The sequence below is a fragment of the Paenibacillus terrisolis genome, assembly GCF_056171975.1.
The window spans coordinates 39,019-59,863 of record NZ_JBKFGG010000024.1; the positions used below are offsets into that span (position 1 = coordinate 39,019).

General features: G+C 51.0%; 19 protein-coding genes. 6 read left to right on the plus strand and 13 right to left on the minus strand.

Annotation, left to right across the window (positions count from 1 at the left end; genetic code table 11):
* Window positions 1-7: 7 nt before the first annotated feature.
* Window positions 8-841 carry a methyl-accepting chemotaxis protein gene (locus ACI48K_RS17975; protein WP_475028992.1) on the minus strand — a complete coding sequence of 278 codons (834 nt, stop codon included), beginning with the start codon at window positions 839-841 and terminating at the stop codon, window positions 8-10.
* Between the two features lie 198 nt (window positions 842-1,039).
* Between ACI48K_RS17975 and ACI48K_RS17980 the strand changes: the two genes are divergently transcribed.
* On the plus strand, window positions 1,040-2,449 hold the full coding sequence (locus ACI48K_RS17980) for a glycosyltransferase family 2 protein (RefSeq protein WP_475028993.1): 1,410 nt from the start codon (window positions 1,040-1,042) through the stop codon (window positions 2,447-2,449).
* A gap of 168 nt (window positions 2,450-2,617) precedes the next feature.
* Here ACI48K_RS17980 and ACI48K_RS17985 read toward each other — a convergent pair whose 3' ends face one another.
* Window positions 2,618-4,228 carry a mannitol dehydrogenase family protein gene (locus ACI48K_RS17985; RefSeq protein WP_475028995.1) on the minus strand — a complete coding sequence of 537 codons (1,611 nt, stop codon included), beginning with the start codon at window positions 4,226-4,228 and terminating at the stop codon, window positions 2,618-2,620.
* Window positions 4,229-5,311, minus strand: a complete 1,083-nt coding sequence (gene uxuA, locus ACI48K_RS17990; RefSeq protein WP_475028996.1) for a mannonate dehydratase — start codon at window positions 5,309-5,311, stop codon at window positions 4,229-4,231.
* A gap of 267 nt (window positions 5,312-5,578) precedes the next feature.
* Here uxuA and ACI48K_RS17995 point away from each other — a divergent pair, with 267 nt between their 5' ends.
* On the plus strand, window positions 5,579-6,232 hold the full coding sequence (locus ACI48K_RS17995) for a GntR family transcriptional regulator (protein WP_475028997.1): 654 nt from the start codon (window positions 5,579-5,581) through the stop codon (window positions 6,230-6,232).
* 90 nt (window positions 6,233-6,322) lie between these two features.
* Here ACI48K_RS17995 and ACI48K_RS18000 read toward each other — a convergent pair whose 3' ends face one another.
* Together ACI48K_RS18000 and ACI48K_RS18005 are read right to left on the minus strand one after the other, a co-directional pair.
* Window positions 6,323-6,754 carry a DUF6944 family repetitive protein gene (locus ACI48K_RS18000; protein ID WP_475028998.1) on the minus strand — a complete coding sequence of 144 codons (432 nt, stop codon included), beginning with the start codon at window positions 6,752-6,754 and terminating at the stop codon, window positions 6,323-6,325.
* Window positions 6,755-6,945: 191 nt separating this feature from the next.
* Window positions 6,946-7,647, minus strand: a complete 702-nt coding sequence (locus ACI48K_RS18005) for an ArsR/SmtB family transcription factor (RefSeq protein ID WP_475028999.1) — start codon at window positions 7,645-7,647, stop codon at window positions 6,946-6,948.
* Window positions 7,648-7,750: 103 nt separating this feature from the next.
* Between ACI48K_RS18005 and ACI48K_RS18010 the strand changes: the two genes are divergently transcribed.
* A complete protein-coding gene (locus ACI48K_RS18010) occupies window positions 7,751-8,371 on the plus strand; it encodes a flavin reductase family protein (protein ID WP_475029000.1) in 621 nt (206 codons plus the stop codon).
* Between the two features lie 816 nt (window positions 8,372-9,187).
* Here the strand turns inward: ACI48K_RS18010 and ACI48K_RS18015 are convergent.
* A complete protein-coding gene (locus ACI48K_RS18015; protein ID WP_475029001.1) occupies window positions 9,188-10,237 on the minus strand; it encodes an LLM class flavin-dependent oxidoreductase in 1,050 nt (349 codons plus the stop codon).
* A 240-nt stretch (window positions 10,238-10,477) separates the two neighbouring features.
* On the opposite strand from ACI48K_RS18015, the gene ACI48K_RS18020 reads away from it, so the two are divergent.
* Window positions 10,478-11,506 carry a CdaR family transcriptional regulator gene (locus tag ACI48K_RS18020; protein ID WP_475029002.1) on the plus strand — a complete coding sequence of 343 codons (1,029 nt, stop codon included), beginning with the start codon at window positions 10,478-10,480 and terminating at the stop codon, window positions 11,504-11,506.
* A 72-nt stretch (window positions 11,507-11,578) separates the two neighbouring features.
* On the opposite strand, the gene ACI48K_RS18025 is transcribed toward ACI48K_RS18020, so the two are convergent.
* From ACI48K_RS18025 to ACI48K_RS18040, 4 genes are all read right to left on the minus strand, one after another.
* A complete protein-coding gene (locus ACI48K_RS18025; protein WP_475029003.1) occupies window positions 11,579-12,721 on the minus strand; it encodes a glycerate kinase family protein in 1,143 nt (380 codons plus the stop codon).
* A gap of 21 nt (window positions 12,722-12,742) precedes the next feature.
* A complete protein-coding gene (locus tag ACI48K_RS18030) occupies window positions 12,743-14,038 on the minus strand; it encodes a GntP family permease (RefSeq protein ID WP_475029004.1) in 1,296 nt (431 codons plus the stop codon).
* Window positions 14,039-14,630: 592 nt separating this feature from the next.
* The gene (locus ACI48K_RS18035) at window positions 14,631-15,935 is read right to left on the minus strand and encodes a helix-turn-helix domain-containing protein (protein WP_475029005.1); all 1,305 of its coding nucleotides are present in this window, start codon (window positions 15,933-15,935) and stop codon (window positions 14,631-14,633) included.
* A gap of 264 nt (window positions 15,936-16,199) precedes the next feature.
* Window positions 16,200-17,591, minus strand: coding sequence for a helix-turn-helix domain-containing protein (locus ACI48K_RS18040; protein ID WP_475029006.1), 1,392 nt, complete (start codon window positions 17,589-17,591; stop codon window positions 16,200-16,202).
* 213 nt (window positions 17,592-17,804) lie between these two features.
* Between ACI48K_RS18040 and ACI48K_RS18045 the strand changes: the two genes are divergently transcribed.
* Window positions 17,805-17,957, plus strand: a complete 153-nt coding sequence (locus ACI48K_RS18045; RefSeq protein ID WP_475029007.1) for an SDR family NAD(P)-dependent oxidoreductase — start codon at window positions 17,805-17,807, stop codon at window positions 17,955-17,957.
* Window positions 17,958-18,561: 604 nt separating this feature from the next.
* Here the strand turns inward: ACI48K_RS18045 and ACI48K_RS18050 are convergent.
* Window positions 18,562-18,930, minus strand: a complete 369-nt coding sequence (locus ACI48K_RS18050) for a DoxX family protein (protein ID WP_475029008.1) — start codon at window positions 18,928-18,930, stop codon at window positions 18,562-18,564.
* 129 nt (window positions 18,931-19,059) lie between these two features.
* Between ACI48K_RS18050 and ACI48K_RS18055 the strand changes: the two genes are divergently transcribed.
* A complete protein-coding gene (locus ACI48K_RS18055; RefSeq protein WP_475029009.1) occupies window positions 19,060-19,431 on the plus strand; it encodes a winged helix-turn-helix transcriptional regulator in 372 nt (123 codons plus the stop codon).
* Here ACI48K_RS18055 and ACI48K_RS18060 read toward each other — a convergent pair.
* Window positions 19,415-19,924: a VanZ family protein gene (locus ACI48K_RS18060; RefSeq protein WP_475029010.1), complete on the minus strand. Its 510-nt coding sequence runs from the start codon at window positions 19,922-19,924 to the stop codon at window positions 19,415-19,417. The two genes, ACI48K_RS18055 and ACI48K_RS18060, sit on opposite strands and share 17 nt — an antisense overlap.
* Window positions 19,925-19,952: 28 nt before the next feature.
* Window positions 19,953-20,822 carry a M15 family metallopeptidase gene (locus tag ACI48K_RS18065; RefSeq protein WP_475029011.1) on the minus strand — a complete coding sequence of 290 codons (870 nt, stop codon included), beginning with the start codon at window positions 20,820-20,822 and terminating at the stop codon, window positions 19,953-19,955.
* Window positions 20,823-20,845: the final 23 nt, after the last annotated feature.

Genomic DNA, 20,845 nt, shown 5'->3' on the forward strand with positions numbered 1-20,845 from the left:
GATGCAATTACAGTTTTTTGGACAACGTTTCAAGCACTTGGGCGGCTGCGCTTAATTGTTGAATGGAGGCCGTAACCTCCTCTAGCGACGCCGCCTGCGTTTCGAAAGACGAATTGGTTTCGTTCACTTTTTGCGAAATCGCCTCAACGGACGCCCCAATCCGCTTCAATACTTCATCCACTTTACGGATCGACTCGCTGGTCGAGGTCGACAATTTCCGTATTTCCTGGGCTACCACGCCAAATCCTCTGCCCATATCGCCCGCTCTGGCCGACTCGATTGAAGCGTTCAAACCTAACAAGTTGGTCTGGCTGGAAATTTCCTGAATGAATCTCAGAACCTCGTCGGTTCCTTTCGTGTTTTCGGCAGCCAGCTCGACTTCCCGTAAAATTTCCTCATTGGAGCTTGCCACGTTTTGCACTTCCCCGGAAATATGCTGAATGGCCGCCGAGATTTGCTCCAGGGACACGGCGAGATTTTCCGACAGCGTGGAAATCTCGTTTTTTCTCTCCAAACTTTTGCCCGCCAAAATCGCTCCGACGACCTGCCTGTCCTCATCAAAAATAGGAACTGCGTACGATTTGAAAGGCACCCCGTAAATTTCCGCGGGAATTTCCTTAACGATCACCTGACCGGTGGTAAGCGCGTCGAAGGCGGCGCCTTTTTCCGGAACCGGATCTCCCGCCTTGGCATTGATCGGAAGCTTCTCGCAGTTTTGCACTCTTAGGTATTTCTCCCGGTCCGTAATGCCAAATGAAACATCCTCCTCAAAAAACGTAGGCAAATACTCCATGATACGATTGAAAGATTCCAGAAAGATGTTGTTGTTAGATTCACTCATCACGTCTACACCACCTAGGTCATAATTCCTGCGCGCAACATCCGCGAGGCTGGTTTGCATTTTATTGTATAATGACGCGACTGTACGCCGGGATGATATTAGTTACATCGACCAGAATGGTTATCTGTCTATATCGCCTTTGAACAGGGCACGTATAATAGGTACGAAATCACAAATGAACGAGGTGAAACCTGTCCCATGAAATTCAGCATCATCATTCCGACGTACAACAGGTCCATGCAGCTCATGCTCACCTTAGCGGCGTTTGAAATACAGACTTTTCCGGTGAACCAATTCGAAGTGATTGTCGTGAACGACGGTTCAACCGACGACACTCCGGAAAAGCTGCAGCAGTACCGCGCCCCTTACCATCTGATTCCCGTCACCTTGCATGAAACGGTCGGGAGATCCGCCGCCCGCAATGCCGGGATTGTTGAGGCCTCAGGCGACTACATTATTTTCTGTGATCCGGATTTTCTTGTAACTCCCGATTTTATCAGCGTCCATGACCGGTATCACCAGCAGCATAAAAATGCAGTCGTGTCCGGCGTCCCCAATCTGTTCAGAAATGCTTACACCCACTATCATCCCGATTTCTCCGAAGAAGATAAAATGGGAATATCCGAGGTTCTGAAGATTTCAGGCTTATGGGACGACAGCTATTTGAACTCCGGCGAACTGATCGAAATCGTCACGCAAGACGATATCCGTCATCAGACGGATAAGCTGTCCAAAGTCCTCGTGCCCTGGGAGCCAATCAAGCACCATTTTGACGAATTCCCCAAGGACGACGTCGCCCCTTGGATGATGGCGGTCACCCGCAATTTATCCCTGTCCCGCAGGCTGATTGCCCAGGAGAACGGGTTTAACGAAAGCTTTCAAAAATACGGACTCGAGGATTGGGAACTGGGCTACCGCTTGCACCGGCGCGGGGTTAAGTTCGTCCATATCGACGAGGTCATCGGCTATCACCAGGAGCACCCGTCGGTGCATCGGACCGAGGATAAGCAGGGGGAAAATCTGCGCATCTTTTACCAAAAGCACGGATTCACGGATCCTGAGCTGAGCTTGTTGGCCGTGCTGGCTCCATCAGAGGGAATGGAGACGTTCAAAAATTCGCTCCGCATCCTGCGGGGACTGCAAAGCGGCAAACAAGCATCCGGCAGGCACGCCGCCGGGCAGATTCTCCGCGCTTGCACGAAAAGCGCCAAGCTGTTCTGTAATAAACCGAATTCCCCGGAATATGAGCGGCTCAAATCCTCGCTGAAACAAGCCTTTATCCAATCGGAGCAAATTTTTATGCAGCAGCCGCAAAACGCAGCGGCTATGGCCGATATTGGCACTATTCTGAGCCAAACCTGCCGGGAGCTGACTCCTTCCGCCTCCAAGGGGAAAATGAAAGTGCGCCGGAACGCTCGCCGCCCGAAACCCCGCACCCGTATTCATAAAATTCCTCCGGGGCCGCGTCAGCGTGTTCGCAAAAGCCTGAGCAAGAAGCGTGGGACCGTTCTTCAGAGAAGAAAACTAAAGGATCTTCGTAAGAGAGGGAAGATAAGCGCAAGCAGCAAGTGGGTAAGCTCTTTGCTGGCAAGGGTAAGAACCCATTAGTTATAGAGCCTGCAATTAAAATAGGAGGATAAACATTCCGTTGGACCGGCTCATTGCGGATTTGTAAAAAGGAGGCTGCTTTCGCCAGGGAAATCTATCCGGCGAAAAGCAGCCTCAGTAATGAGATCTTCCAATTGATAAGCCTTCCCTGTGTGAAAGGAAGAACGATTAACCTACGTATTTCTCCAAAGTGCGGCGAACCGCGCCGGCCCCGGCAAGCATTTCGTGGAACATGCCTTCGATCTTATCGCCCAGCCCGATCTCGTATAGCCTCACTCCGAATATCGTTTCGTCGGAGAGGATCGTGCGGACCTTGGACGCCGAGTCTCCGAGCTTAACACCTTCCAGAGCCGCCTGCAGGCTCTCCAGAAGCGGATCGGGACTGATGGCAAATTCCTTGCCGTTGTCGTCAATGCCAAGCAGGTAGCGGCACCAGGTCGCAATTGCCAGCGGAATCGCCGTCAAATCGGCCGGATTCAGATCCTCTCTCCGCACGTAGGACTTGAGCGTTTCGCCGAAGCGAATGCCCACCTTTTGCGAGGTGTCCGTCGCGATGCGCTGCGGCGTATCCGGAATATGCGGATTGGCAAAGCGTTCGTTCAGCACTTCGTCCAGAAACTGCTTCGGGCTGATGATTCCCGGATCGACGACCACCTTCAGGCCTTCCCGGTAACCGATGGTTTCCACGAATTTCTTCAGAGTTGCATCCTTCATCTCATCGGCAATCAGCGTGTAGCCCAGCAAGCAGCCGGACACCGCCAAAGCGGTATGCAACGGGTTCAGGCAGGTCGTGACCTTCATCGTCTCCACTTTGTTCACCGTATCGCGGTCCGTGAAAATGACGCCCGCTTCCTCCAGCGCCGGCCGGCCGTTCGTGAATTTGTCCTCAACGACGAGGTATTCGCTGATTTCCGCGTTCACAAACGGAGCGGTATACGTATTTTTCGAGGTAACAATCACGCCCATATCATCGATGCCTTGGCTCAGCAGCGCTTCCTGCACCGTTTCCGAAGGTCTCGGCGTAATTTTGTCGATCATGGATAACGGGAACGTAATTTTGCTCTCGTCTTGAAGGTAAGCAAGAAAGCCATCCTCCACGAAGCCTTTTTTCGTCCATTCTTCGGCGACGGTAATGACGGCGTGTTTCAACTTGTCGCCATTGTGCGAACAGTTATCCATGCTCACGAACGTCATCGGATGCCGGCCTTTTAGGTACCGGCGGTAGGTCAACGCGGTAATAATGCTCATGACATGCAGCGGATGCTCCGGCCCGTTCTCGATGTCCTTCTCCACTACGCCAAGATATTGGCCGGATGGATTCGTCAGCGCGTAGCCTTTCTCGGTAATTGTAAAACTGACCATTTGCAGACTCGGATTTTCGAAAACTCCCGTTAACCGGGCGTAATCCTCCGCTCTGTTGTGGTCCGCCGTAATCCCTTCGACGATGCTGCTGACTATCCTTTTCTCGAAGTCTCCGCTTGCGGTCATCAGCACGAGCAGGGTCAGATTGTCGTACGGCTTGTAGACCTTATCGATCATTTCGAAGTCAAAAGACTCCGCCGCGATAATGCCCGTATCCGCCTTGCCGCTGTCAAGCAGCTTCTGATGGGCATTCGCGATAAAACCTCTAAAAATATTCCCCGCCCCGAAATGGACCCACTCCGGATTCTTTTGGGTATTGGCCGCGACCCGGTCAAAATCGAATTTCGGAAGTTCCACGCCTGCGGCCGCCCAAGCGGCCGACTCCTGATTGATGCTGTTCCGGTTTAGACGCAACACTTATTTCGCCGCCTTTCCCTTTTCCTTTTCCAAGCTGTCCCATACGCCCAGCAGGTACATAATGCCCAGCGCTCTGTCGTACAAGCCGTAGCCCGGACGGCAATTCTTCTCTTCTCCCCACAAATGTCTGCCGTGGTCCGGACGGACATATCCGGTAAATCCGTTTTCGTGGTAGGCCTTGACCACTTCCGCAATGTCGACGCTTCCGTCCTGTCCGCGGTGGGAAACTTCGATGAAATCGCCGTTTTCAAACACCTTCACATTGCGGATGTGGGCGAAATGGATGCGGTCATGAAACTCGCGAATCATCGCCGGCAGATCGTTATCCGGATTCGTGCCAAGCGACCCCGTGCAGAAGGTCAGGCCGTTGTACGGGCTGTCTACGAGATCAAGAAATCTGCGAATATATTCCCGGTTGCGGATAATGCGCGGCAAGCCGAAAATCGGCCAAGCCGGATCGTCCGGATGGATCGCCATTTTTACGTCGTACTCTTCGCATACCGGAATGACGCGTTCGAGGAAATATTTCAGATTGTCGAACAGTTTGTCTTCCGTGACATCCTCATAAGCTTTGAACAAATCGTCCAGCTTGGCAAGGCGCTCCGGCTCCCAGCCCGGCATGGTGAATTTCCCGGCTCCCTTTAGAATTTTCTCGACCATGGACTTCGGATCGTCGGTGATGGCCGCTTTTTCGTAGAACAACGCGTTGGAACCGTCAGGCAGTTCCTTGTACAAATCCGTCCGCGTCCAGTCGAAAATAGGCATGAAGTTGTAGCAAATAACTTTAACGCCAACCGTGGACAGCTTCTTGATCGTATCGATGTAAATATCGATGTATTTGTCGCGGGTAGGCAGGCCGATTTTGATATCGTCATGAATGTTTACGCTTTCCACAACGGCCGGACTGAAGCCTTTGCTTCTGATTAGGGCCGCTTCCTTCTGAATCCGTTCGAGCTCCCATATTTCGCCGGCCACCTTGTCGTGCAGGGACCATACGATTCCCATAACCCCCGGGATTTGGCGAATATGATCCAGAGTAATGGAATCATTGCCCTCGCCATACCATCTAAATGTCATGTTCATAAACATTCCTCCTCAAAAAGGCTCGCTGGCGCAATTGCGCCTGTATACAAAGAAATCACCGTTAAAATCGTAGTTTTCATGTATCCGAGCCAAATATTTTACCTCTTGTATACAAGATAAAACGCTTTGCAAACCTTTGTCAACGTATTTTTATTGGAGACTAGCATAATCCTTAATCCTATTGGAGTTGTGTGATTAGGACAATTTTACATTTGTTTATAATCATGTATACTAGTTCTGATAATAGCAGAGAAAGTTGGAATCCGGGTGGCCTTGAAAAAAGAGATTTTAATTCAGTTAAAAAAAGATATTCTTTCCCTGGATCTGAAGCCGGGTACAATCATCAGCGAAACCATCCTTTCCGAACGTTTTCAATTGTCCCGCACGCCGATTCGCGATATTCTGAAGCAGCTGTCGCTGGAAGACTATATTGATATTTACCCAAAAAAAGGCAATATCGTTTCCTATATCGATCTGGAATCCGTCGAGCAGATCATCTATCTTCGCAGCACCCTGGAAAAAGAAATCATGAAGGAGCTTTCCGGCCATCTACCGCTTAAAGGCCAGCATGAACTCAAGCAAATCCTGGCCGAGCAAAAGGAATGCCTGGAGCGGGAGGACGGATTCGAACGGTTTATGCTGCTGGACGACGCTTTTCACAAAGCGCTGTTCGGGTTGGCCGGACGTCTATTCTTGTGGAACGTGATCCAGCAGTTTAATGTGCACTATTTAAGGTACCGCAAGCTGCATATGCTGAAAAAAGATAAAATTGCGGAAATTCATCAGGAGCACCAGCTCATCGTCGCTTATATCACGCAGGGCGAAACCGGCAAAATCGACGAGCTTGTCCACCACCATCTGCGGGCGGATATCAATTCCGCCTATTTCCTGGAGCATTTTGCGGAGTATATCAAAAAGTGAATCCGTGCCGAAAACGCAAGAAAGGCTGTATCCGGAAGAATATGATTTGCCCCTTTACGAGGTGCAGCTCATGATCCGATACAGCCTTTTTTAACTTTCATTCGCTTCCTCCAGCCCCGCGACGACTTGAAGTCCGCTGCCCAGCGCCTGAAGGAAGTTTCCAAGCGCGTTCAGCCTGTCAGCTCGGGAATTGCCCTGTTGCAGCGCCAAGTCGCCCAAGACCGTGCTGGCGATGGACTGCAGTATATTCCCCAAAATGTCCAGCCTTTGCCCCTCATCCTGCACCCGTTTGAGCCTTGACAGTTGTTTCGTCTGTCCGATCGCCGAAAGGTTGGTTCCCACCGCTTCCAACCAGGAATAGGCGGCTAGCTGACGGTTAAGGGGAGTGGGGCCGCCGCCGGACGATTCGTTCGACGATCGGCCCGACGATTTGCCTGAGGACTTCCCCAGAATTTTGACCGGCCGTATGGCCGGACCGACCGGCTTCGTTCGCTTGACTGGCTTGACTGGCTTGGCTCGCAACGCGCTCCCCTTCCCCCCGTATCAAAGTCGCAACTCCTCATTCAGTTTACGCTAAGGACTGAAGTTGGAAACGGCATTTTACTGGGGCGGCGAAATAAAAATCAAGCGGCGCCTTGCGCAGCCCGGGTGGCGGATTGAGGCTCTCGAAAGATCGGCGCGGCTATTCATATGTAAGTCTGATCGAAGAAGTATTATTCGACGTCTATGCCAAAGTGCTTTTTAAACCCGGCCTTGCCCTCTACCGTGACTTTGACGGCTCTCGTTCCAGGCAGACGCTCCAGCCAGTGAAGTTCGAACATTCTGTCCAAAAGAGCGTTACCTAACGCTCCGGCCAGGTGATGGCGTCTTTCGCTCCAGTCGAGGCATTTGGGTGAGAACACCCGGCGTTTGGCCTGCAACTTGCTTATATCAAGCTGGAAGCCCTCAAACCACCGAGCCCCCGTCTCCGTAAGCTCAAATCCGTGAATTCCCTCCTTTACATATTCTTTGTCAACAAAGCTCTGGGTTAATTTCACTCCAAGGTTCCCCGCAAGATGGTCATAACAGGTTCTGGCGTTCCTTAAAGCTCGGTCTTCCGTCGACTGCTTCAAGGACCGGATCTGCGCCTGCGGAGAGATCGACAATATTGACTCCATGACCCGGGCTACTTCCGGGCTGCGAATCCCGTAATACCGATGCCTTCCTTGTTTATCGACGGCCACTAAATTGGCGTCGGTCATCTTGGCCAGATGAAAACTGGCCGTTTGCGGCCGGATTCCGGCCATTTGCGCTAGCTCGCCCGCCGCATGAAAGCGGCCATCCATCAGAACGGCTAACATGGCGGATCGCGAAGGATCGCTGACCAGCGAAGCAATCAGGGCCGTATTCGGACTAGGACTAGGACTAGGGTGCATCGAACTCCTCCTCTGATTCTGTAATCCATAGTTCGATGATAATTGAAATGTTTATATTATACAATTGGGGAAAATACCAACTGAAATGAGAGGAGACTCGGAAATGAGAAAAATAGCCGCCGCACCAATAACGAAAATCGTTCATCCGAAAATTTTGTATTACGGGACGCCGGTCATCCTGCTGAACACGTTAAACGAAGATGGGACGGTGAATATCAGCCCCATTTCTTCATCCTGGGCGCTCGGAGACCATCTTGTCCTGGGTCTTGGCGTCGACGGGAAAGCGCTGGAGAATTTGCGGCTTCTTCCCGAATGCGTAGTGAATGTGCCGGATCCCGCCCTCTGGGAGAATGTTGAGAGCTTAGCCTCCTATACGGGGAAAAATCCCGTTCCCGAACACAAACAAAGAAGCGGCTTTGCCTACAAAAAAGACAAGTTCTCGATCAGCGGACTGACGCCTGCCGCGTCCGAGATCGTAAAACCTGCCCGTATTTTGGAATGTCCGCTGCAAATTGAAGCCCGGGTTGAGACAATCCGGATCCCCGAGCATTCGCCCTTTTTCGCGATCGTGGAAGCCCGGGCGGCGGTTGTGCATGCCCATGAAGAAATCACGATTGGCGAGCATCATATCGATCCGCAAAAATGGAGTCCGTTGATATATAACTTCCGCCATTATTTCGGCACAGGGGAACACCTCGGAAAAACCTTTCGCGCCGAGGTATAGAGTAGGCCTGATCAGGGCGCTTATCTCGCCCTCTCCCTTTGTCTAATCGGCTGCATTCTGACCCGGCAGGCCAACGGGGTGTTTTGGCTGTGTTTGCGCCGGGCTAACGGCCGCATTTGGCCTAGCTGGCTGCGCTAAGCCGTTGGCCGCGGTTGAACGGCGGTTTCGCCGGGATCAGCGGCTGCATCCGGGTTCCCCCCCGTTTATAGCAGTAAATGCGGTCGAGCCGGCTCTTCCTGCAATTAGCGGTAAATTTAGGCGCTATTTCAACGCTTTGCCTCTTATATGTAAAAATAGCGGCAAAAAATGGCGTTATTCTTCTGCAATATACGAAAGAACTAGCATTTTGCCACTTTCTCCGCAGAATAACGCCATAAAGTACCGCTATTATGCTATAAACCACCGTTTTTTCGAAAATTGCGCCATTTTTTACCGTTATCGCAACCACTTGGCTCGCTTTTCGACTATGTTGCCGACTTTTCACCTTACTCACTCACTAATAGCTGCCGCACATGAGCCGCACATGATCTTACTCACCAATGGCTTCCGTCTCCATATCCTCCATAGCACCAAGCGACTTTTGCCCGTCAACCATTTACCTACCACCTTACTGTCTACCGCCAATGCCCACACCTTGTTGTCCTTCAACTTACTGTCTATCGCCTATGCCTCCCCTTGTAGCCCTCACCTTACTGTCTGCCACCTATACGTTCACTTCGTCGCTCTTCACCCGTGTTCCCCCTTACTCTCTGCCCTGCCTCTATGCCTTTCATCGCTATCGCCTTCTATATTTTCTATACCTTATTACCTTGTGCCTTATTGCTCTGTTTTCCAGCGCTTGATCTCTTCCCTTACTCGTGGAGCCACCTGAGTTCCCAGCAACTCAATGGCTCTCAGGACATCGTCGTGAGGCATCGAGCCCACCGGCACGTGCAGCATAAAGCGGGTGACGCCGACATTTTTGCGCAGGTGGATGATCTTCGCGGCTACCGTTTCCGGATTGCCTACGTACAGCGCACCTTCAAAGCTGCGGGCGGCATCGTAGGCGGCGCGGTCGTAATGGCCCCAGCCCCGCTCCCGTCCGATGACGTTCATGCTGTACTGCGTGGGCAGGAAAAATTTCTCGGCCGCTTCTTCATCCGTATCGGCGATAAAGCCATGCGAATGCGAGGCCACCGGCAGCCGGGTTATATCATGGCCCGATTGGGCGGCCGCATTCTTATACAGCTCCACAAGCGGAGCGAACTGGACGGGGCGGCCGCCGATAATCGCCAGCACCAGCGGCAGTCCGAGCATGCCGGCGCGAACCACGGATTCCGGGTTGCCGCCGCTGCCGATCCATACCGGCAAAGGATTCTGAACGGGTCTCGGATACACGCCCAAGTCGTTAATCGCCGGACGATGCTTGCCCTCCCAGGTTACTCTCTCGGATTTCCTAAGCTTCAGCAGCAGCTCCAGCTTCTCGTCAAACAGCTCATCGTAATCGTTCAAATCATATCCGAACAGCGGGAACGATTCGATAAAAGAACCCCGCCCCGCCATAATTTCCGCGCGACCGTCCGAAATGCCGTCCAGCGTGGCAAAATCCTGGAACACCCGCACCGGATCATCCGACGACAGCACCGTCACCGCGCTGGTCAGCCGAATTCGTCTGGTCTGCGAAGCGGCCGCAGCCAGCACGAGGGCCGGAGCCGAAGCCGCATAATCCTTGCGGTGATGCTCGCCTACGCCAAATACGTCAAGCCCCACCCGATCGGCGAGGACGATTTCCTCCACGACCTCGCGCAGCCGTTCGGCGTGGCTGATGACTTTACCGGTCACGGCATCCGGCGTTGTTTCCACAAACGTACTGATTCCTATTTCCATGCGTGCGCACCTGCTTCCTTTTGATAATAACTATATTTTCGTACATTACTGAGTTTTTTTCAAGATAATCCGAAAAATCATGCCGCGCCAATACCACTTAATCCCAGACCTCCCTGCAAAAAACTCCACGCTTGTCTGAAAAGTCATTGTTGCGCAACTCGCCCGAACTTAGAATAACATCATCAAGGATTTTCGTGCATATGCACAATGAAAATGAACGATATAAAGGAGGAGCTCCCCTTGTTTCAGCTTTCCGAAAAGCAGGCCCAGGAAATTGTCGATAAGATGATGAAGGATATTCCCTACAACATCAATATTATGAATGAACAAGGCGTCATTGTCGGAAGCGGGAATAAGGAAAGGGTCGGTACCGTTCACCCGGGAGCGGTGAGAGCGCTCGCAACGGGGAAGATGGTCGAGGTCTGGGACGACGGCCGTTTTGAGAAAAAAGGCACCAACGAGCCAATCGTCATCGACCAGAAACGCGTCGGGGTTATCGGCATCACCGGGAATCTGGATGAAGTCCGGCCATTTTGCAATATCGTCAGAACCACGGTGTCGCTCCTGATCGAGCAAAAAATCGCCTTCGAGCATTTGGCCAGCGAAGCGAGCCGGAGGAAAGCGTTCCTCGAAATGCTGCTCAGCCACCAAGGAGCTTATTCGCAGAAGCTGAAAAAAGAAGCCGTGCCTTACAATATCGATCTGCTGTTAAAAACCGTCGTGTTGTACGTTAAATATTATAATCCCGAGGAGCCGCCGGTAAACCAATTGCGGCAGTACCCCTCCTTTACTCTCGATGAGGATACCCTCCTTATTCTGGTGCAAAACGAGGACGATCCGAGCAAGCTCGTCAAACTCTTCCTTCAGGCCGGTCCCCAGGTGCTGGTCGCCGTCGGCAAACCGGAAGCCAACATCGCCGAAAGCTACCGCCAGGCGAAAAACGCCATGAATGTTTTGCTGGCGCTGCGCCCCCCTTCACAGGCCATCGCCTTTGAGGATGTCGATTTCCTTATCAAGCTAAGCCATGCGGATCTGGGCGGCAGCATCAACGCGGTCGGCAAGCTGGAGGATGCCGTGGACATGCTGGACACCTTGCGGAGTTTCATCAATAACAACTGCAGCATGTCCCAAACGGCCGAAGAGCTGAATATCCACCGAAATACGCTGCAATACCGCCTAAAGAGAATAGAAGCTCTCACCGGAAAAGATCCACGGAACCTGCTGCAGCTTATCGAGCTTACCCATGGCCTTTTATCCCTGTATAAATAGGGGCTAAAACAGAGCAGGGCTGCCCATGTAGTATAGAAACTACGAAAAGGGCAGCCCTGCTTCTTTGATCTCTTATTTGCTTAAATTCAGTATTCTCGCGATGTTCTCGCAGGTCCGCTCGACGTTTTGCGGCCCTTCGGCCAGCAACTTGTCCAGCCCCGAGGCGCCCGGAACAATGCCGAATACCGCATCGATCCCTTCCGCATAGAGGGTATCGATACCCTCTCCGATATAACCGGCCACGGCAATGACCGGTACACCCGCTTCTTTGGCCGTGCGGGCCACCCCGTAAGGGGTTTTGCCGAACTTCGTCTGAAAGTCGATGCCGCCCTCGCCGGTAAAGACGTAATCCGCACCGGCCAGCTTCTCTTTCAAGCCGGTGTATTCAATGACGATCTCAATGCCTTTTTGGAGCGTCGCTCTGGTAAAGATCAAGAGTCCCGCCCCCAAGCCGCCGGCAGCCCCCGCCCCCGGAATGTCGCGCACGTCTTTGCCTAGCTGCCGTTTGACGACTTCCGCGTAATGGGACAATCCCGCGTCAAGCGCTTCGACCATCGCCGGGGTGGCTCCCTTTTGCGGTCCGAACACGCGGGAAGCGCCATGCTCCCCGCACAGCGGGTTGGTAACGTCGCAAGCCACAATCAGCTGCACCTGCTGCAAGCGCTCATCCAGCGAGGAGATATCAATGCTTGCCAGCTTGTCCAAGCTGCCTCCGCCGCGGGGAAGACGGTTTCCGGCTTGATCCAGAAACCTTGCGCCGAGCGCCTCGGCCATGCCGGTGCCGCCGTCATTGGTCGCACTGCCGCCGATGCCGATAATGATTTTGCGGATGCCTTTATCCAGGCATTCCCGAATCAATTCGCCTGTGCCGTAAGTCGTCGTGACCAGCGGATTCTTGGCTTCCTTGGGCACGAGGTGGATTCCGCTGGCCGACGCCATCTCGATCGCGGCGGTTGTTCCGTCGCCCAAAATGCCGTATTCCGCATTCACGGGTTGTCCAAGCGGACCCATAACTTCTTTATGATAGATTCGTCCGCCCGAGGCGTCGACAAGGGATTGAACCGTCCCTTCACCGCCGTCGGCCATCGGCACATGAACGAAATTCGCCGTTGGATATATTTCCCTCAATCCTTTTTCCATGGCAACGCATACTTCTTTTGCCGTCATACTCTCTTTGAAAGAGTCCGGCGCCAGGACAAATGTTTTCTCTCTCATCTCTTCACCCCATGCTAGATATTAAAGCAGAAATCCGTATATGATCGTCGCCGCTATCGTCATCGTTCCGCCGACGATAGCTTCATAAGGAATAAGCCCCATCCGCTGCTTGATGCTCATTTTCATGCTGTCCGCCGTAACGTGGAAGTAGTTCCCTTGAGGCAGGGAGTCGATTACGGTCGCCCCGGTATGAACCATAACGGCCGCGGACAACGGCGCCGTGCCCATATCGAGAATGGCTTTGCTGAACGAACCCGTGGCCAAAATTACGCCGGTCGACGTAGAAGCCGTAGCCGCCGCCATCAAAATCCCGGAAATCGGCGCCAGGAACGTGCCGGAAATTCCCGAAGCCTGGATCAGGCTGACTACCTGAGTTGACAGGTCGGAGGCCGAGATCAATCCCGCAATCCCGCCTGCGCCGATAAGGATCAGCACAGTCGCTGTCATTTTATTCAGGCCGGAAGCGGTATACTGTAAAATTTTCTTTCCTTGGCCCATCGCCAGCATGCCGACGATCCCCGCAATCGGCAAAATATACAGCGCATCCACCTTGAACTTGGCCAGCGCATCGATTCCCGAAATCGATCCGATCGGGTTGATCATCAGGAGGACGACGGCCACCAAAGGCGCCACGATCGCCTTGCCGAGCGGTGGATATTTCGATGTGTCGGCATCGTTATATACCGCTTCTTGATCGGATACCTTAATTCCTTTATTTTTGATCAGCGATGCCACAATCACCGTTACGATCAGACCGCAGATCGCCGGGATAAGCCCGGCCAGCATGACCTGGCTGAGATCCAGGTCGAATCCCCGCGCCGCCGCAATCGTGTTCGGATTCGGGGAAATGATGTTCCCTGCTTTTCCCCCGCCCGACAAGGCGAGCAGCACAGCCAGCTTCGAAATCCCCATTTTATTGCCGACCGACAGAGCGATCGGCGCTACGATCAATACGGCCACCGGGATAAATACCCCGACCGCGGTGATGATCATCGTCGCCAAGGCCAAAGCGAAAATCGCCTTGCTGCCGCCGAATTTTTTAACGATGGCTTGGGCAATCGTTTCGGCAGCGCCCGATTCCATCATCACGCCCGCCAAAACCCCTGCCGCAAGCACCCGGATAACCGTCCCCATCACGCTTTGCGTCCCCGCGACCAGCACGTTGACGGTCTCTTCCAAATTGGCGCCGCCGATTAAAGCGCCTACAATTGCCCCAAAAAACAGAGCATAAACCGGATTCAGCTTTCTGAGGATCAGAATAATCGCAATCGCCAGTCCCGCCAAAGCTCCAATCCAACTGATTGTTAACCCTTCCACTGTCTTTCCCCCCATGCAAGTATGCAAATGTTGAACACGCTTTCATTATATAGGCTGCCCTGTACGAAAAATATTGATCAAAGGACGAAATGTATTGTGCAAATGCACAAGCTCAAAACTAAAAAGAAGATGTCCTTATAAGTCATCTATGATGACTTTTGGGACACCTTCTAAAACTTGTCATAGCAACGGAGCAGAGAGTCCTGCCACATTGTAACGGCGGTTCCTTCTGCCGGATAGCCGCCAAGTACCGGATCGGCTTAGAGGTTTTGCGTTAGTCCGGATTGCCCGGCCTGTTCGATAACGACTCAAAACGCGGCCCTCCTCCGACACTTTAAATAGCGGCCTTATTTGGCCCTATTTCCCCGGAGAGACCTCATAATGAATCAATAGCGCCGTTTTATAGCCTTATTTCTGCAGATGAGCTCCTTTTTCCTCGGTTTGGGCGTTTTGCCGAAAATAGGACCATTTTGTACCGCTATTTTCAGGAAATCGCGCTCTCGGGGTGAAATAAGGCCATTTTTTGCCGCTATTCAATAAATCGCCGGTTGAGGACCTGTGTGCCGTGCATCATGGGAACTGAAGATTTGCGCTAATTCAGCTTCATCATCGGAAGGACCAATTCCATCAGATCGTCCTTTTTCCAGCTCTTATTGTATCTTTGGGAAAATTCCAGGCATTTTAAAACATAGGCGGAGCCCAGTTCATACCTCTGCGTAGAGAAATAATAGGAGGTCAGTTCAGTCAAAAATTCGAGGTACTGGCCCGCGACGACCTGCTGGTTATATTTTCCGTACCAATACACGCGTTCTTCCTTGAACTCCAGCTGATCCTTAAACCTTTCCAACACATCGTCCACGTTCATGTGAAAAAGATTGGCGACTTTTAAGATACTGCTCATGGCCGGAATGATTTCCGCTTCCTTCTCTGCGATATAATCGACATATTCCGGAAGGACCTCGGTTTCCCCGGACTTCATGCGGTACATGTAAGTATTCGCCTTGCCCCATTCCTTAAATTGCTCCATGATCCGAAATTCTTCTTCGCTATAGTCCTTGATCCAGCTTGTGTCCGTGTACAGCGCCACATACTCCAACGCTTGGCTGTAATCTCCCCGGGAGTCGTATACGCCGCCTTTCAACAGATAAGCATATAATATGTAATAAATTAAAGGTCTCGCCGTCTCTTTTTGCTCTCCCCGTTTAAGCAGCCCTTTATTGTGATATCGCGCCGCCGCCCTCCGGCCCATGCGCTCGGCAAATTCGTTGACCCTTTCCCACTGGCGCATCGAAGTGTAGATATTGCAAATCTCCCTCAAGGCTTCCACTTGATCGGCCTCATCGAGGCGGTCAACATAAGCTTCAAACGAAGCTGCCGCCCTCATATTCTCTTCCTGGTCGTCGCTTAGAGATAAGATAAACAGCCTGTACCGGCATAAAGCGAGCCGCTCGGAATGCTGATATTTTTCGCTCTCGGTTACACTGCGATAGAGCAATGTTGCCGCTTGTTTTTTGCCCTCATAAAAAAAATGCTCCGCTTTCCCGAACAGTAAAGGAACATACAATAAATGATCGGCTAATGCATTCACGAGTCTTTCAATGCATTCCAGTTTGTTAAGCTCGGCACAGCGATCCAAAAAGGGACCTAAGCGGCGCCAGTTCGGCGAAGCGCTCTCCAAACATTCCTCTAAATAGAAATCGTACAGACTGCCCTCTTCCAGGCCCATCGCTGCGGTTATCCGATCCAGATTAAGCGTGGATATAAGGCGCCGGCCATGGATTAGTGAGCTTATCGTTCCTGCATTTACCCCCGATATTTCAGCAAACTGCGTCAGGGTCATTTTCTTTTTGGAAAGGTATTTTTCCAATTCTTCTCGGATTCTGGCTACAGGATTCAATTATAAAACCGCCCTTCCAAAGACAGGGAGAATTAATCATTCTACCCATTACTATACCAAAAAATAGAACTCTGTACCGGGAAATAAAAAACAGAGTACCTTTGCCATTTAATGACAAGATACCCTGTTCTTTGATTGCGATCGTAAATAATCCTTTGCTTTCTTCCTTTGTTTCCTTTTGAATGAATTGCTTAAAAACCAGTACCGTGGCCGAGAATTTTCAAAAGGCCGTTATTAAATATTTCTGCGAAAAAAACTAAAGAGCTAGCTGATAAAAACCGAATTACCCATCTTTTTTTCATAAAATTTTCGCACCTCGCAAATTAGATCTTTATATTTTTCCTGATTCTCATTTGAAGCATTACATCGGAATTCTTCGAATAATCCTACGCATCTGATTATAACAGATGAATTGTTAAATTCGAGTGAAATCTCCAGAACTTTCAATATCAAATCAACACCTATTTGATATCTATGCATGTTCAAGTAATAATATGCAAGTTCTGTTAACACATGAATATATTGATCCATCACAATCTGCTGATTATACTTCCCTAAGAAAGAGATGCGTTCCCTAGGTTCTAAGTGAGTTTTAAAACGTTCCAAGATTTCATCAATATTTAAATGATTTCGATTGGCTAACTGCAATATGTTCAATATTGCCGTAATGACTTCGTTTTCGTTTCCCGCAATATAATTAACGTAATCCGGCAGCACTTCGACCTGCCCGGCCATTAATCGAAATAAGTAATTATTGGCTTTGCCAAACTCTATGAACTGTTCAATGATTTTATGCTCTTGTTCATTCTGCTGTTTGACCCAACTTGTATCACAGTACAATGCCACATAATCCAAAGCTTGCGTATAGTCTCCTTTTGCTTCAAATACATTAGACTTCAGCAAATAGGCATACAAAACATAATAAATCAGCGGTCTTGAAGGCTCTTTCGTTTCATCATATTTTTTTGACGTTTTATTTTGATATCTATAAGCCGCTTTCCTACCTAGTTTTTCGGCTAACTCATTAACCCTCTCCCAATGGTGAAGGGAAGTATAAACGTTCGCCAGATCTCGGAGCGCATCCAGCTGGTCGGTCTCATCAAGACGATCCACATAACCTTCAAACAAGGCGGCCGCCCGCATATTCTCTTCCTGATCGTTCCCGAGCGCTATCGTGAACAACCGGTATTTGCTGAGCGCGAGCCGTTCGGAATGCTGATATTTCTCGCTCTCCGCGACGCAGGCATAGAGGATGCCGGACGCTTCTTTACGGCCCTCCTGAAACAGCTGCTCCGCTTTTTTGAAAAACAAGGGGATATACGATAAATTGTCCGTAACCGCGTAGGCGAGCCGGTGAATGCATTCCAGCTTGTCCAGTTCGGCGCATCTCTGAAGGAAAGGCTCCAAACGCCTCCAATCGGGGGAGGAGCTAACCATACAATCCTCCAAATAGAAATCGTAAAGACAACCTTCCTCAAGTCCCATGCCCTGCGTGATCCGATCCAGATTTTGCATCGATATCGGGCGTTGCCCGTTAATAAGCGCGCTTAAAGTCCCCGGATTAACGCCGGAGATCTCGGAAAATTGCTTCAGCGTGATTTTCCTTTTCGTAATATAATTTTCTAATTCTTGTCGAATCGTGGTTGTATGAATCATTACAAAACCACCTTTCCAAGGATTAGGAAGTTGAAAGCCGCACCTCTCCTACTATAACAGATTCAATAGATTAATTGGTATAAAATTACTTTATGCTCACTTTTTATAAAATTTTAATAGTTTATTATTGAAATAGCAAACGCTATGGTCTACATCGGTAAATCTCCTCTTTCAAATACTGGTATAACGTTCCGTCCCAGCCGTAGCCCCCCTATGGAAAAAAGCAGCCAAGGATTCATCCTCAATGTGGGGAGCATCGCCGGCGTAACCAGGCTCAGCTCTTCCCAGCCTTACGCGTTATCCAAGGCCACCGCCCACGCGCTGACGAAATCGCTCGACGCGCCTTGGCTCCGCATGTCCGGGTGAATTGCAAATTGCATAATGCCCGGGGCCGTGGCAGCAAGATGGTGAGCCGGACAAGAGGAGCAGATGAAAAAGAGGATGTCCCAAAAGCCATCTATGATGGTCTTTGGGACACCCCATACAACGATAAACCCTGTCGGATCGCTGCCATGCCAGGTACCGGATCAACTTCGAGGATTTGAGATAGTACAATTCGCCCGCTCTGGTCGATGGCGTCCCCAAACGCCGCATTCCTCCGGCACTTCCTGAAATAGCGGCCTGTTATGGCCTTATTCCCACTGGAGAGGCCTCATTCTGAATGAATAGCGCCGTTTTATGGCCTTATTTCTTCAGAAGAGTTCCCTTGCCTCTCGATTTTGGACGTTTGGCGAAAATAGGGCCATTTTGTACCGCTATTTTCAGGAAAAAGTGGTTTCGGAGTAAAATAAGGCCATTCTATACCGCTATTCGAGAAATCGCCGTTTGCTATTTATTGCTGATTCCAGGCCAGGACGACTCCGTTCAACAAAAGCAAAGGTTACCTGGCTCGAAATCAGCTACGCACGAGCAGCTCATCCTCGATGTCGAGCTCACTCCGGCTGACCGGACTGCCGGGCTAGCCCTTCTTTTACACAAATGGATGCGATAAGCCCTCCATGTTAATGAAAATCAGAGCAATTGAAATTACCGCGAGCACGAAAGCCGGGACCGCTTTGGAAACGGGGTCCTTGGCGTTTAGATGCGCCAAAGCACCCATGACCATCGTAAACCCGAGCCAAATGCCCGCATAAGCGGCAACGCCCGGATACCAGAAGCCGACAATCAGCCCGGCGACCCCGATGTATTGCACGAGTCCCGTAACGATGCGGAACCACTGCGGCAATCCCAGATGGTTGAAGGCCTCTACCTGCTGCTTCGCCCCTCCCAACTTGCTGGCGCCCGCCACCAGGAAAACCAGAATCAACAGCCCTTGCAAAACGATAGATACTATGGACACGAATAATTACCTCCTTATTTTATTTCAGTAACTTACATGTTATTATGTATCCAGGTTCGAACTTACGGAAGTAGGCACCTTAAAGTGCCCCGGTAACCTTTAAGTAACCCAGGAAAGGAAGACGATGCGATGAATCACAACTTCGATACGGACTCATGCATGCTTGATGAGACCATGAACGTCATCATGGGAAAATGGAAGCTGACCATTTTATATTTTCTTTTCCACGGCACGATGCGTTTTAGCGAGCTTCAGCGGGGCATTCCCGAAGTCACGAAAAAGATGCTGACCGCGCAGCTGCGGGAGCTCGAAGAGCAGGACATCATCCGGCGGGTGGTTTACGCGACCGTTCCGCCCAAAGTGGAATACTCTCTGACCGAATACGGACGTACCCTCGAGCCCGCTCTAAGAATGATTCACGAATGGGGCGCCTCCCACTCCGAGCATATGCGATCCATAGCAAAAAACCGCCAGGCGATGGCGGTCAATGATTCGGTATAGCGATTAATTCTTTCACATCCGCGTATATGATATACAGCATTCCCCCGAGCAGCCCTCCGGCGGTGTTCAAAATCATGTCGTCCACATCGAATTGCCCTATCGATAAAACGGCCTGGGCGCATTCCAGGGATAAGCTCATCACGCAAGACGCCAAGCATACGCTCATCAGAGAGAAGCCTTTGCCCGCACTTGACAGGCAGCCGAGAAATAGGCCGAACGGTATGAAAATCGCGATGTTTCCGACCAGATTTACGAGACCCTGCCCTGTTACCTCATGGAGCGTCCTTGTTATTTCGTGAAAAGGAATCACATTCCCCTCATGGATTCGAAAGATAATATGGCCGGGGCTTTCCAAGCTGCTCATCAGCTGTTCCCACAGGAACGGCGGATTGACCCGGCCGAACTTAAAAAGGATGATTTTCACCAGTTCGTACAAATACGCGGCAAATATCAACCGAATTGTCAGCTCATACCACCATATTTTAGATTTCATATTCCATTCCTCGCTTTCTGCCGCCAAATTATCGGTACACGGTTACGATCACGCCGCCCATATTGTCGCCGGAAATGTCATATTGGCCTTGCGACGGCACATGAAGCGTCACATCCTTAGCAACGGGATAGTAGTAAACGTCATAGGTTCGCCCGGCGATCGTCTTCGTAATCTCTCCCTGTTCCTTCAAGTAGTCCAAATATTCTTCCAGCACAAAGCCGTTCTCCCGGATAATCGCGCTATGCGGCAAACCAACGTAACGAAAATGCCAAGGCTCGTATTGAATGCCGGTGATGGCCGTTTTGTCCTGGGGATAACGCAAAATAAAACCGTATTGCCAGGCGTTCTCCTTGAGCCACCTGCCCTCGGGGGCTTTGTCCATCTCCGCCTCGGACGACCCGATATCCAGCGATAGTCCAAGGTTATGTTCGCTATACCCCGCCGGCATCGCATACTCGGCGCCCATCTGCCGGTACAGCTGATCCTGCTTCTTCTCGTCCCGGTAGCCGCTGCTGATTAAAAAATGGTTGACTCCGTCCTTTCCCGCCGCCCGAACCATGGCCGAAAATTTCTCCGTCAAGCGAGGCGACAGCTGAACGGAATTATCCATGACGGCAAAGCCCTGGATCAATTCCGAATGCTTGACCAGGCTGACGGCCCCGGACTCCGGCTGCCCTTTTGGCACGGGATGATCCCGGTTCACCAGCAGCAGGTCCCCCTTGAAGATTTGGTCCTTCGTTACATTTATCGTAAGCCCGTCTTCGGCAGGAGTCTGATCCTCCGCGTAATATTCTTCTTCAAACTGCCTCTCATTCACGGTATTTTGCTGATAGTGGGTAACTCCGTAGTAGCCCGCCGCCAGCAGAATGATTACAAGCCAAAAACCCCGTTTCCTCATTGCTTCCTTCCTCCTAACCTTGC

Excerpts from the sequence above, each read along its gene's own strand:
- ACI48K_RS17975 (WP_475028992.1), bottom strand. The coding sequence starts at position 841 with ATGAGTGAATCTAACAACAACATCTTTCTGGAATCTTTCAATCGTATC.
- ACI48K_RS17980 (WP_475028993.1), top strand. The coding sequence starts at position 1,040 with ATGAAATTCAGCATCATCATTCCGACGTACAACAGGTCCATGCAGCTC.
- uxuA (WP_475028996.1), bottom strand. The coding sequence starts at position 5,311 with ATGAACATGACATTTAGATGGTATGGCGAGGGCAATGATTCCATTACT.
- ACI48K_RS18005 (WP_475028999.1), bottom strand. The coding sequence starts at position 7,647 with ATGCACCCTAGTCCTAGTCCTAGTCCGAATACGGCCCTGATTGCTTCG.
- ACI48K_RS18010 (WP_475029000.1), top strand. The coding sequence starts at position 7,751 with ATGAGAAAAATAGCCGCCGCACCAATAACGAAAATCGTTCATCCGAAA.
- ACI48K_RS18015 (WP_475029001.1), bottom strand. The coding sequence starts at position 10,237 with ATGGAAATAGGAATCAGTACGTTTGTGGAAACAACGCCGGATGCCGTG.
- ACI48K_RS18025 (WP_475029003.1), bottom strand. The coding sequence starts at position 12,721 with ATGAGAGAGAAAACATTTGTCCTGGCGCCGGACTCTTTCAAAGAGAGT.
- ACI48K_RS18040 (WP_475029006.1), bottom strand. The coding sequence starts at position 17,591 with ATGATTCATACAACCACGATTCGACAAGAATTAGAAAATTATATTACG.
- ACI48K_RS18045 (WP_475029007.1), top strand. The coding sequence starts at position 17,805 with ATGGAAAAAAGCAGCCAAGGATTCATCCTCAATGTGGGGAGCATCGCC.
- ACI48K_RS18055 (WP_475029009.1), top strand. The coding sequence starts at position 19,060 with ATGAATCACAACTTCGATACGGACTCATGCATGCTTGATGAGACCATG.
- ACI48K_RS18060 (WP_475029010.1), bottom strand. The coding sequence starts at position 19,924 with ATGAAATCTAAAATATGGTGGTATGAGCTGACAATTCGGTTGATATTT.
- ACI48K_RS18065 (WP_475029011.1), bottom strand. The coding sequence starts at position 20,822 with ATGAGGAAACGGGGTTTTTGGCTTGTAATCATTCTGCTGGCGGCGGGC.